Raw genomic sequence first — 11,851 nt, forward strand, 5'->3', positions numbered from 1 at the left:
ACTTCACATGGCCTCCGGGCCGGCATTGGCCGGGACCACGATTTCGGTAACGGAGGAATCGGGCGGTACGTTCATCGCGCGCAGCGCGTTGGTCGCAATCGCCGCGAAAGCGGGAGCGGCAACCTGGCCGCCATAGTGGGCCGGGCCGGTCGGTTCATCGATCATCACGGCAATGATGAAGCGCGGCGCCGACATCGGCACCATGCCCACGAAAGAGCCGATATATTTGCGCGGCATCGCATAGCGGCCGTTTTCCACTTTATAGGCGGTACCGGTCTTGCCGCCGACCCTGTAGCCGGCGACCTGGGCGCGCTTGGCCGAGCCGTGCGCGCCGGAGACCACCAGTTCCAGCATGGCGCGCATTTCGGCGGCCGTCTTCGGCTTGATCACTTGCTGGCCCACGGGCAGTTCATTGACCTTCTGGAACGACAGGGGAATCGTGTCGCCGTCGCGCGCGAACATCATGTAGGAGCGCGCTAACTGGATCAGCGAGACGGAAATGCCGTTACCGTAGCTCATGGTCGCCTGTTCCACCGGGCGCCACGATTTATACGGGCGCACACGGCCGGCCACGGCGCCGGGGAAACCCCATTTCGGCTGCTGGCCGAAGCCCACCTTGGTAAACATCTCCCACATTTCCTGCGATGGCATGCCCAGCGCGATTTTCGAGGTGCCGATGTTCGACGACATTTCGATGATTTCGGAGACATTGATCACGCCGTGCGGCTTGGTGTCGGTGATCGTGCGGTCGGCGATGGTGTAGCGGCCAGGTCCCGTGTCGATCAGGGTGCCCGGCTTGACCCTGCCCGTGTCGAGCGCCAGCGAGACAGTGATCGGCTTCAGTGTCGAACCGGGCTCAAAGGTATCGGTCATGACGCGGTTGCGCAACTGCTGGCCGGTGAGCTTGCGGCGGTCGTTCGGGTCGTAGCTCGGGTAGTTGGCCAGGGCCAGCACTTCGCCCGTGTGCACGTCAAGCACCACGGCGCCGCCGGCCTTGGCATTGAATTTCTCCACCGCTTCCTTCAACTGGGTGAAGGCGATGTACTGGATCTTGCTGTCGACGGACAGGGTCAGGTCCTTGCCGTCGTGCGGTTCGTGGATGAAACCGATGTCTTCGACGATGTGGCCCAGACGGTCCTTGATCACGCGGCGGCTGCCGGTGGTGCCGACGAGGGTTTTCTGCTGCGCCAGTTCCATGCTTTCCTGGCCCACGTCTTCCACATTGGTAAAGCCCACCACGTGGGTCATCACTTCACCCTGCGGATAAAAGCGCTTGTACTCCTTGCGCTCGTCGATGCCGTCGATGCCCAGCTTGGAAATCTTGTCGGCCACGTCCATCTCGACCTGGCGTTTCAGGTAGACGAAGCTGCGGTCCGAATCGAGCTTCTTGCGCAATTCGTTGACGTTCATTTCCAGCAGGCCGGCCAGCGCATTGATTTTTTCGGGCGACGCCTGCAGCACGTCGTCGGGAATCGCCCAGATGGCTTTCACGGGAACGGACGAAGCCAGCACCTGGCCGTTGCGGTCGGTGATCTTGCCGCGCGTGGCCGGCAATTCCAGGGTGCGCTCGTAGCGCGCCTTGCCCTGCTTTTGCAGGAACTGCGTCGACACGCCTTGCAGCCACAGGGCGCGCGCGCCCAGGCCGGCGAAAGCGAAGAACAGCAGGAACAGCACGACGCGCGAACGCCAGACGGGCAGACGCACTGCCAGTACGGGGTTCTTCGAGAATGGCACGCCTGTCGATGCCGCCACCCGGCCGTTGCTGTTACCGCCCAACTTCATTATTCACCCTCCGTCAGGTACTGCGTGCGTGCCGCCGTCAGCGGCGTCATGCTCAGGTCGCGCCGCGCAATGGCTTCGATGCGTTCGTGCTTGCCCAGGGTGGACTGGTCCAGCTGCAGCTGCGCCCAGTCGATGTCGAGCTGGCGCGACAGCGCTTGCGCGCGCTCCAGGTCGATCAGCAGGTGGCGCGACTGATATTGCGCATTCACCAGCGACAGGCCGCAGCACACCAGCAGGGCCGACAGCACGACACACAGCTTGCCAGTCATCGGGGGCCGCCAGCTGGAATGGGCAAACGCTGCGCCACGCGCATCACGGCCGAACGCGAACGCGGATTCGCCTCGATCTCGGCGTCGGACGGCTTCATTTTCGAGATCAGCTTCATTTCCGGCTGCGGCAAGTCGACCGCGCGGATCGGGAGGCGGCGGTCAGGCTGCTCGACGTTCGCCTTCGAGGCGAAGAAGCGCTTGACCATGCGGTCTTCCAGCGAATGGAAACTGATCACGGCCATGCGCGCGCCGGGCGCCAGGCAGGCATACGCCTGATTCAAACCGATCTCGAGATCCTCGAGCTCTTTGTTAATGAAAATGCGTATGGCCTGAAAGGTGCGGGTAGCGGGGTCCTTACCCTTCTCGCGGGTCTTGACGGCGCCTGCCACGATGCTGGCAAGCTGTCGTGTGCTTGAAATTGGCTGGACTGCCCGGCCAGCAACAATCGCCTTTGCAATCTGAAAAGCAAACCGTTCTTCCCCATAATCGCGTATCACTTTCTCTAAATTCTGCTCGGTTTCCACCGCCAGCCATTCAGCTGCGGAGATTCCGCGCGTGGTATCCATGCGCATGTCCAGCGGTCCGTCGTTGCGGAAGCTGAAACCGCGCGCCGCGTCGTCGACTTGCGGCGACGAGATGCCCAGGTCGAGCAGGATGCCATCGACCTGCCGCACGCCACGTTCGGCCAGGCTGGCCGTCATGGTGGCAAAGCTGTCGTGGACAATCTGGAAGCGGGGGTCGGCGATCTGTTCGGCCGTGGCGATGGCTTGCAAGTCCTTGTCGAAGCCGATCAGGCGCGCGTCGTCCGCCAGGCGCGACAGAATCAATCGGCTATGCCCGCCGCGGCCAAACGTGCCGTCGACATAAATGCCATGCGCGCGTTCGCCCGACAGGTCGAGCGCGTCGACCGCTTCATCAAGCAGCACCGTGCGATGCTGAAATTCCGGCACCGTGAGTAGTGTCATTACGGAGCCTTAGAAAGAAAAATTGGAGAGTACATCGGGGGTGCCGGCATCGATCGCCTGCTGTTCTTGTTCGGCCAGTTTGGCGGCATCCCATATTTCAAAGTGGCTGCCCATGCCGATCATCATCACTTCGCGCGACAGCCCGACGGCGTTGCGCAATTCAGGGGAGATCAGCACGCGGCCCGCCGAGTCCAGCTCGACGTCGCAGGCGTTGCCGAGGAAGATGCGCTGCCAGGCGCGCGCCGACATGGGCCAGGTGGCGATTTGCTGGCGGTGGCTTTCCCACACGGGACGGGGAAAGAACAGCAGGCAGCCATCCGGGTGTTTGGTGAGGGTCAGGCGGCCTTCGCATTGAATCGCCAGCGCGTCACGGTGCTTGGCAGGGATAGACATCCTGCCTTTGGCATCGAGATTGATTGCGGACGCGCCTTGAAACACGGAAGACCTTTTTTTTAGCTTGGGTTGCGACATCGTGGTGCCGCGCTGCCAGGGATAATTTCCCACAAAAATACACTTTTTCACACAGTTGCCCACTTTAGAGTAAGCAAAGATAGTGGTCAAGCGGTTTCCGATTGGCAAAACAGGAATTTTATTAATGAAATTAAGGACTTAGCGCATATCGTTGAAGGAGTCTCAAATAAAAATATATCGATAAATTAGATACTTATGACAGATAGTGAATGTGGTACCTCATCTGCACACATGTGTTTTCCTACCGTAAACATCGAAAAAGACGAAATCGAAAAATTGAATTTTTTACAGTTAGTTGACACATGACAATACTTTCGTCAGTCGGACACAACGGTAATTTACCCGCAGGAAAGACTTGGTTTTCGGCAAAAAAATACTGCACAGGACACCCCCTTCCGCCATTTTCCGGGGCTGGCTTCAGCACCGAAAACTTATTTTGCAATGCAGCAATTAATTAAAACCAAGAAACTTTAACCAATTGTTCATTTTTAGTTGTCTATACAACTTTATCTTAAACGCTATATTTTTAGAAACAAAAAAAGCCCCGTTGCGGGGGCTTTTTGGGTGGCGCGCAGCATCCATCTGCCGCGCGCCATGTCGCTGCCTGGCGCGCCAGGAAGCATGAATTCAAGTGAAGCAGGCCGGTAGGCCGGATTTTGTTACGGCGCCTTCCTTGCGGTCGGCGCTATGACAGTCATTCCTCTAGGCGCCAGATTACTCGGGCGCTCAAGCTTTCTACCCGCACGCTCCGCGAGCAGCATCATCGCGTGCCTATTTGAAATTGCACCAGGTGGAGGTTACCGCGTTTCACCGTAACTTAATACGCTCGTCTCTGTGGCCCTATTCCTCGCCTTATACTCCCCCAACATACAAGTACGCCGGGTCGGCTTTCAGCGGACGGCCGTTAACCGTCACCCCGCTCTATGGAGTCCGGACCTTCCTCCCGCCGGCGCATTGCTGCGCCAGCCAGCGACTGTCTGGCCTGCTTCACCCGGCATTGTACCGCGCCGCAGCATGTTTCTGCAAAAAGGCCTGTGCGGGTGCGACACGGCCGGCCGGGCCCTTTGCCGGCCCCCGCCTGGGGGATTGTGTAATTCGGTGTCGCCATTTCAAAAGCCGGGCCAAATCGGCTCACATAGAATGGCGCAAGCTGCGCGCGTGCCGATGCGGCGCATGCGCACCGTTTGTCCGATTTTTCTTTGCCACCCCACTAGAACATAAAGAGCCGAACATGACGCAACAATCCCGTACCGGTGGCCAGATCCTGGTCGATGCCCTGCAGATCCACGGCGTCGACACCGCCTTTGGCGTGCCTGGCGAAAGCTACCTCGACGTGCTCGACGCCCTGCACGATTCGGGCATCCGCTTCATCATCAACCGCCAGGAAGGCGGCGCCGCTTTCATGGCAGAAGCCTACGGCAAGCTGACGGGCAAGCCCGGCATCTGCTTCGTCACGCGCGGCCCGGGCGCCACCAATGCCTCGATCGGCGTGCACACGGCCTACCAGGATTCGACCCCGATGATCCTCTTCATTGGCCAGGTGGGCAACGATTTCGTCGACCGCGAAGCGTTCCAGGAAATCGACTACCGCCGCATGTACGGCCAGATGGCCAAGTGGGTGGCGCAGATCGACCGCGCCGAGCGCATCCCCGAATACCTGGCGCGCGCCTTCCAGGTGGCCACCAGCGGCCGCCCCGGCCCCGTCGTGCTGGCCTTGCCGGAAGACATGCTTATTTCCATGGCGGCCGTGGCCGATACGCGCCCCTACCAGCCCGTGCAGGCGGCCCCTTCCACGGCACAGCTGCAGCAGCTGCGCGCCATGCTGGCCGGGGCGCAGCGTCCGCTGGTGCTGCTGGGCGGCACCACCTGGACGCCGCAAGCCTGCGCCGACCTGCAACAGTTCGCCGAAAGCAACCATCTGCCCGTCGCGTGCGCCTTCCGTTTCCAGGACTTGCTCGACAATGCCCACCCGAACTACATCGGCGACGTCGGCATCGGCATCAACCCGAAACTGGCCGCGCGCGTCAAGGCAGCCGACCTGGTCATCGCCATCGGCCCGCGCCTCGGTGAAATGACCACGGGCGGCTATACCCTGTTCGACTCGCCCGTGCCGCGCCAGCGCCTGGTGCACATCCACACGGATGCCGAGGAACTGGGCAGCGTCTATCAGGCTGAACTGATGATCAACAGCGGCATGCCGCAAATATGCGCGATGCTGGCCGCCATGGCGCCCGTCGACGCAGCCGCCTGGCAGCAGACTCCGGCCGAAGCCAGGGCCGAGCTGGCCGCCTACCAGCAGCAGCCGCCCATCTTCCAGGATGGCCAGGCGCCGCTCGACCTGTGGCAGGTAACGCAGGAGATCATGGAGCAAGTGCCGGCTGACACCATCCTGACGAATGGCGCCGGCAACTATGCCTCGTGGGCACACCGCTTCTACCGCTACGGCGGCATGCGCACGCAGCTGGCGCCGACCAACGGCGCCATGGGCTATGGCGTGCCGTCCGGCGTGGCGGCAAAAATCGTGCATCCCGAGCGCACCGTGATCACCTTTGCCGGCGATGGCGAATACATGATGAATGGCCAGGAACTGGCCACCGCCGTGCAATATCAGGCAGGCGTGGTCATCATCGTCTTCAATAACCAGATGTTCGGCACCATCCGCATGCACCAGGAGCGCGACTACCCGGGCCGCGTATCGGGCACGACCTTGCATAACCCGGACTTCGCGGCGCTGGCGCAGGCGTATGGCGCGCACGGCGAAGTGGTGAATACAACGGAAGAGTTCGCTCCCGCCCTACGGCGCGCGCTGGCGCATGCCCAGGCACACAGCTTGCCGGCCTTGATCGAGCTGCGCTATGACGGCAACCTGATCACGCCGAACGCCACCCTGGCCACCATCCGCGCCACGGCGGAAAAGGCGCAATTGGCAAAATAGGCCCGCTGCAGGCTGCAAAATGGCAAAGGCCCGGTCGATACCGGGCCTTTTTCATTTCATACGACAACAAGCTATGCGGCGGACGGCGCGGGCGCGCTCTCCTGCAGGGGCGCGGCCGGTGCCGGCTCGGCTGGTTCCGCCTCGGCGGGCGCTTCGGGCACGACCGGGCATGGCGTGCACGTTTTCAAGGCGCGGCCAAAGTCGCGCACGCGGCTCAGCTTCATGGGCATGCGCACATTGCCGCCGCAGTAATCGCCTTCCAGGGTCAGGGTCTGGCCATCCCTGGAAAATTTGCCGGCGATGGTGCGCTCTTCGCTGTCGGCGCCCGTAATGGTGAAGTCGAACGCGCCCGTGGCGGCATCGAGATTGACGTCGCTGGCGACGATGGGCCAGCTCAGGGCGCCTGCCGTGAATTCATAGATGACGGAATCGGCCTCGGCAAAACGGTGCAGGGTAACGCGCTGGCCACCAATTTCGCCGCTGTCCTTCTGCAGGCACAGGTCGGAATACACGGCCACGCCATAGCGCTCCAGTCCGGCTGGCTTCTTGCCCTTGACGGCGGCGGCAGCGGCGCCGCTGGCGCCTGCCAGCAACAGCGCGGCCAGCATGGCGGCCAGGCGCGGCGATTTCATTGAATACATGGCATTCCTATACTTTAGTAACAGCAACATTATAACTGCCGCCGCGAATGCAAAAACGCGCCGCCAGGACTAGCCTGGAGACGCGTTTCTTTGCTTGAAGACATCCCCGAAGGGATGCCTGCAGCGGTACTAAGCTTCGCTTGCGCGAATATTAGAACGAGTGACGAACGCCAACGTTGAAGGCTTTGTCGCCCGTACCAGCATTGCTGTTGTTACCAACGGTGTAGCCAGCGTTGTTTTTGTTCGAGATCTTGGCGTACGAAGCGTAGGTGCTGGTGCGCTTCGACAGAGCGTACGAGTAGCCCACTGCGAACTGGTTAGCATCAGCGTTAGCAGCGTTTTTGTCGTTGACGTGGATAACCGAAGCCATCACGGTGCCAGCGGCGCCAACTGGTACGGTTGCGCCGATCAGGGCGGTAGCGCTGTCGGTGCTGAAGCCAGCCGAAGTGTAGTCAAACGCGTTAACGTTGCCGTTGTTGCGGATGGCGCTGTTCAGGCCTTTGTTCACGCCGTATGCGACGTAAGCTTTAACAACTGCGAAGTCGTAGTTAGCTGCAGCCAACCAGTTACGGCCGCTACCAGCTTCGGTCAGCGCGGTGTCGTTGCTGGTGTTGTTGTAAGCGATACGAGCGTTCAGAGGACCGTTCGAGTAGCCAGCCGACGCGCCGATTTTGCGGCCGATTTTGTTCGACTCAGCTTGTTCGCCGAAGGTGTAAGCCACGTCAGCGTCAAAGCCGTTGAAGTTTGGCGATGCGTACAGCACGGTGTTGCTGGTACGGGTGTTCGATGGGAACAAGTTCTTAGCGGAACCAGCGTAGCCAACTGCGAATGGGTCAGCAACTTTCGACAGGGTGTTGTACCAAGGGGTGTATTGACGACCCAGGGTCAGGGTACCGGTCGTTTTGCTGCTCAGGCCAACATAGGCTTGACGGCCAAACAGGCCTTCGTTTGCATTTTGCGCGCCGCTGTCAACGTTGAAACCCGATTCCAGAACGAACAGTGCCGACAGGCCGCTGCCCAGATCTTCGGTGCCTTTGAAGCCGATACGGGAAGCCGAAGCAACGCCGCTGTCCAGCTTGTTAACGTTGCCGTTAACACCGCCGCGCTCGCTGACGAAACCAGCGTCAACGGTACCGTAGATAACAACGCTCGATTGAGCTTGGGCTACGCCGGTGGCTGCTGCCAGGACTGCCAGGGTGATCAGAGTTTTTTTCATTGCAATTTCCTTTAATTTTTGAAGCAAAAAGTAATACAGCCTATGCATCTCGAGCTGCGCTCTAACAGAGCGCTTTTTATGAGTGAGGGCAAGGTCTCCACCTGCCACATTGCTGTTCCGGTCAGAGGAACATTCATATCGGTATCGGCACGCTATTGCACCGATAAGCTTGAGGCTGCATAACGACCGTCATTCGTGCGCCGTTTCGGGTGCTCAGAGGGCACCGGAAGCGGCACTATAACGACCGTTTCACATTCCATCAAGTTCCAACATGTTACTTCCGGTACCAGGCCGAGGGCTTTTTCAGGCATCCCGACCATCGCCAACCGTACTACGCGACAGAGCCAGTGCCCCTTGCCAACCAATGCATTGGCCTGATTGACCATTCCATCATAGCGCATGCCTTGTGGACACCCGTTGTATTAGTGCAACAGTATCAGGCGCATGATTAAAACGTCAACATGCTTTACCCGTCATTCGCCGTCCATGATTTACACGACAAAGCGCACAATTTGTAAGGTGATAATGGATAAACGGGACGAAGCATACACCGCATTGCCAATGTTTGCTGTGGCGTGCCCGAAAATGGGAAATAGTGCGCACTTTTTTGGTGCGCCGCCGCATGATTCAGGGGCGTAGGGAGAAATTTCGACGTCGGCGCAAGCGTTAGGAAACTAGTCAGACTGACAATGGAATAACTGACTTTCCGGTAATTTAAATTGCATTGGCAGAACTATTTTCCATGCCGACCTCAGCCATTTGGCGGAGGTGCCCGACGCCGGTCGCGGACGACTATTGCTTGCAAATTGCGCATCAGTTGAAACAATTTCTTACAATGTTGCCTTCTCAATATTTCGATATATTTGTTTCAAAAAAACGACACTTTGACCCAGATCAAGCTTCTTGCGCAACATTTCTCCCGGCCTGCCGCCGCCCTTCAGCCATTTCTTTCCTGAAATGGCGACGCGCCGGCATCAACGCCGCCCTGCGCGCCGCAGCAGGCGCATGAAACCACCGAGCAATGGCAATTTTTCGTACAGTTCCTCGGCGACATCCCAATAGTCACGGTGCAGCACGACCCGCCCCTGCGCATCGAAGCGCACATGGGTGGCGCCGCGGATGCACTGTTCCCCGGCGACCCAGCGTTTCATGCGGAAACGAAACTCCCAGGTCAGGAACGCCTGCTCGCCCTGCCCCATACTGTCGAGCACGACAAAGCGGGGCGCATCGACCTGCACGAACATGTGCTCGAAGATGGCCAGGATCGCGGCATGCCCCGCCACCTCATTGAACGGGTCCTTGAAGCGGGCCTCGGGCGCATACACGGCTCCCAGCTGGGCCAGCCCTTCGAGGCTCAGGTTTTCATAGAAGCCCACCAGGCGCGCGAGCGCGCCTTCGGGGGCAACAGCGGGCACGACACTGCTCTCTTGTTCAGTCATAGTCCTGTTACCTTGCGAATCAGCCAAAAATACGCGCGGTACGGCAATAGCCGCGCCAGCCGCATGCTATTGGTAAAGCGCTTGGGGAAGTGGATGTGGAACCGCCCCCGTTCGATGCCATCAAGCATGGCCGCCGCCGCTTGCTGCGCCGTGATCAGGGCCGGCATCGTGAAATCATTGCCGGCGGTCAAGGGGGTGGCAACAAAGCCAGGGTTAATTTGATACACATCAATCCCGCGTGGATGCAAGTCCAGATACAGCGACTCCGTCAGGTTGATCAGCGCCGCCTTGCTGGCGCCATAGGCGAGCGCCTTCGGCAAGCCGCCGTAGCCTGCCACCGAGGCGACGATGCCGATCCCGCCCGCGCCCTGGCGCAGCAGCAACGGCAAGGCCTGCGCCAGGCAATTGAAGACGCCGCCCACGTTCAGGGCCAGCAGGCTTTGCGCCGCTTCCAGGTCGAAATCGTCGGCACGCATGGCCTGGTAGCCGCCGGCGACCACGAGTATCAGGTCGACATGCGACCATTGCCGGATCAGCTCATCGCACACGGCGCGCACTTGCAGCGGTTCGGTGATATCGAGCGGCAAGGCCAGCGCCAGCGGCTGTCCTACGCACAATTGCTCCAGGCTGGCACGGTGGCGCGCCGACAGGGCCACGCACGCGCCCTGCTCCAGCAGCATGCTGGCGCAGGCCGCGCCGATGCCGCTGGAGGCGCCGATGATCCACACGTGCTTGCCTGCCCAGCTGCTGATCTTGCGATTCATGGGGCCGCCTGCGGGCGCTTGCTGAACGACAGGGTCACGGCGCCCAGGCCGAAGCCGAATTTGCTCATGGCGGCGCGGTTGAGCATGACCTTGTCGTCCATCAGGAACATCCAGTCCTCGAAGTCGACGTGGTACACCGTGCCATCGACGGGCAGCGCCAGCACATATTGCCAGCGCAGCGCGTTGCCGGCCACTTCGCCGACGGCCTCGCCGATCACGTCAGGTGCCGTGCCGATGAAGCGCCCCGGCGCCGTCTTGCGCAAGGTCCACACGCGCCGCTGCTTGCTGCCATCCGCATAGGTGAAATCCTCGTCGAGCGTCCCCGTCTCGCCCACCCAGCTGGCGCGCATCACCACCGTGAAGCGTTTGACGACTTTGCCGCCGCGATCCTGGAAGATGCCGTGCGCATCGAGGGTGCCATTGAAGTATTGCTGCAGGTCCAGCTTCGGCAATTCCTGCGCGTAGGTGGCCGGCGTGGGCGGCGTGGAGCAGGCGGCCAGCGCCAGCAGCAAGGCCGCCGCTGTCATGCCGCGTTTGCAAAAAGTCATGAGGCGCATATGCGGGTCTCCGTAGTGTGTGTATATATATGCTGCAGGGGCGCGCGCCACAGCAGCAGCGCCGCCAGCAGTTTCAGGACGCAGGGCAGCAAGGCGTAGGCCGCCGAGAGGGCCGGCAAGCCGCCGCCCTGCCCCGGCACATAGCCGAGCCAGGCCAGCAGGGGCAAGGCGATGCCGGCCGCCAGGGCGAGGCTCATCTGCACTCCCCAGTTCCACCAGCCGAAATACGCCGCTTCGTGCCGTTCGGCATGGCCGGCAGCGCCGATCAGTCCCGCCAGCAGGGCCGGCGGCAAGGCCAGGTCGGCGCCCAGGGCCAGGCCCGACAGCAGGCAAATGGCCGCGAAACCCCAGGCGGCGCCCGCGCCGAGGCCATAGGCCCAGACAAACACGGCGGCGGCCAGCAGCATGGCGCCACCCCAGGCGCGCGCCTCGCCAAAGCGGCGCGCCAGGGCCACCCACACGGGCATCGAGACGGCCGCCGCGCAAAAATACACGATCAGGAAGGGACCCGCGTAGTGGCCAAGGCGCAAATAGTCGCTGGCAAAGAACAGGAACAGGGTGGCGGGAATGGCGGCCGCCACGCCATTGACGAGCAGCACGGCAAACAGCCAGCGAAACGCGCGCTGGCGAAACGGCACTTTCCAGCCGCCGGGCGACGGCGCTTGGGCTCTGGCGTGCACGGCGGGACGGGGGGCGCGCGCCAGCAGCAGCGCACCCGACGCCAGCAGGCAGATGGCAAAGGCCAGCGACAAGCCGTCGTAGCCGAAAACGGCGGTCAGGCCCGCCGCCAGGATCACGCCCAGCAGGCCGCA

11 protein-coding genes and 1 other RNA gene are annotated in these 11,851 nt (G+C 61.1%); 1 reads left to right on the forward strand and 11 read right to left on the reverse strand.

Translation table 11 applies throughout. From position 1 onward, the window contains the following. Nucleotides 1–3 precede the first annotated feature (3 nt). The 5 genes from JaAD80_RS16495 to rnpB all read right to left on the reverse strand — a co-directional run bounded on the left by JaAD80_RS16495 (nucleotide 4) and on the right by rnpB (nucleotide 4,476). Nucleotides 4–1,782 carry a penicillin-binding protein 2 gene (locus JaAD80_RS16495; RefSeq protein ID WP_102295557.1) on the reverse strand — a complete coding sequence of 593 codons (1,779 nt, stop codon included), beginning with the start codon at nucleotides 1,780–1,782 and terminating at the stop codon, nucleotides 4–6. Then, nucleotides 1,782–2,051, reverse strand: a complete 270-nt coding sequence (gene ftsL / locus JaAD80_RS16500; protein WP_010394930.1) for a cell division protein FtsL — start codon at nucleotides 2,049–2,051, stop codon at nucleotides 1,782–1,784. The genes JaAD80_RS16495 and ftsL overlap by 1 nt, the downstream gene beginning before the upstream one ends. Continuing rightward, nucleotides 2,048–3,016 (reverse strand): 16S rRNA (cytosine(1402)-N(4))-methyltransferase RsmH, encoded by a 969-nt coding sequence (gene rsmH, locus JaAD80_RS16505; RefSeq protein ID WP_102295558.1) that lies wholly within the window; start codon nucleotides 3,014–3,016, stop codon nucleotides 2,048–2,050. Before rsmH ends, ftsL begins: the two co-directional genes overlap by 4 nt. Before the next feature lie 9 nt (nucleotides 3,017–3,025). After that, on the reverse strand, nucleotides 3,026–3,454 hold the full coding sequence (gene mraZ / locus JaAD80_RS16510) for a division/cell wall cluster transcriptional repressor MraZ (RefSeq protein ID WP_086145305.1): 429 nt from the start codon (nucleotides 3,452–3,454) through the stop codon (nucleotides 3,026–3,028). Between the two features lie 662 nt (nucleotides 3,455–4,116). Next, nucleotides 4,117–4,476, reverse strand: an RNA gene (gene rnpB / locus JaAD80_RS16515) — RNase P RNA component class A. A 242-nt stretch (nucleotides 4,477–4,718) separates the two neighbouring features. Between rnpB and JaAD80_RS16520 the strand changes: the two genes are divergently transcribed. Then, a complete protein-coding gene (locus JaAD80_RS16520) occupies nucleotides 4,719–6,422 on the forward strand; it encodes a thiamine pyrophosphate-binding protein (RefSeq protein ID WP_102295560.1) in 1,704 nt (567 codons plus the stop codon). Between the two features lie 71 nt (nucleotides 6,423–6,493). On the opposite strand, the gene JaAD80_RS16525 is transcribed toward JaAD80_RS16520, so the two are convergent. The 6 genes from JaAD80_RS16525 to JaAD80_RS16550 form a co-directional block, all read right to left on the reverse strand. Then, the gene (locus JaAD80_RS16525; protein WP_102295562.1) at nucleotides 6,494–7,063 is read right to left on the reverse strand and encodes a hypothetical protein; all 570 of its coding nucleotides are present in this window, start codon (nucleotides 7,061–7,063) and stop codon (nucleotides 6,494–6,496) included. 151 nt (nucleotides 7,064–7,214) lie between these two features. Next, entirely contained in the window at nucleotides 7,215–8,279 is a 1,065-nt protein-coding gene (locus tag JaAD80_RS16530; RefSeq protein ID WP_102295563.1) for a porin, read from the reverse strand. 974 nt (nucleotides 8,280–9,253) lie between these two features. Next, on the reverse strand, nucleotides 9,254–9,718 hold the full coding sequence (locus JaAD80_RS16535; RefSeq protein WP_102295565.1) for a nuclear transport factor 2 family protein: 465 nt from the start codon (nucleotides 9,716–9,718) through the stop codon (nucleotides 9,254–9,256). Further along, the gene (locus JaAD80_RS16540) at nucleotides 9,715–10,482 is read right to left on the reverse strand and encodes an SDR family oxidoreductase (RefSeq protein ID WP_102295567.1); all 768 of its coding nucleotides are present in this window, start codon (nucleotides 10,480–10,482) and stop codon (nucleotides 9,715–9,717) included. Before JaAD80_RS16540 ends, JaAD80_RS16535 begins: the two co-directional genes overlap by 4 nt. Next, nucleotides 10,479–11,030 carry a DUF3833 domain-containing protein gene (locus tag JaAD80_RS16545; protein ID WP_374755249.1) on the reverse strand — a complete coding sequence of 184 codons (552 nt, stop codon included), beginning with the start codon at nucleotides 11,028–11,030 and terminating at the stop codon, nucleotides 10,479–10,481. The genes JaAD80_RS16540 and JaAD80_RS16545 overlap by 4 nt, the downstream gene beginning before the upstream one ends. Further along, the coding region (locus JaAD80_RS16550; RefSeq protein ID WP_180979452.1) for an MFS transporter at nucleotides 11,027–11,851 on the reverse strand (825 nt) is incomplete at its 5' end. The genes JaAD80_RS16545 and JaAD80_RS16550, both read right to left, overlap by 4 nt.

The organism is Janthinobacterium sp. AD80, from assembly GCF_002878455.1.
Taxonomy (GTDB): domain Bacteria; phylum Pseudomonadota; class Gammaproteobacteria; order Burkholderiales; family Burkholderiaceae_D; genus Janthinobacterium.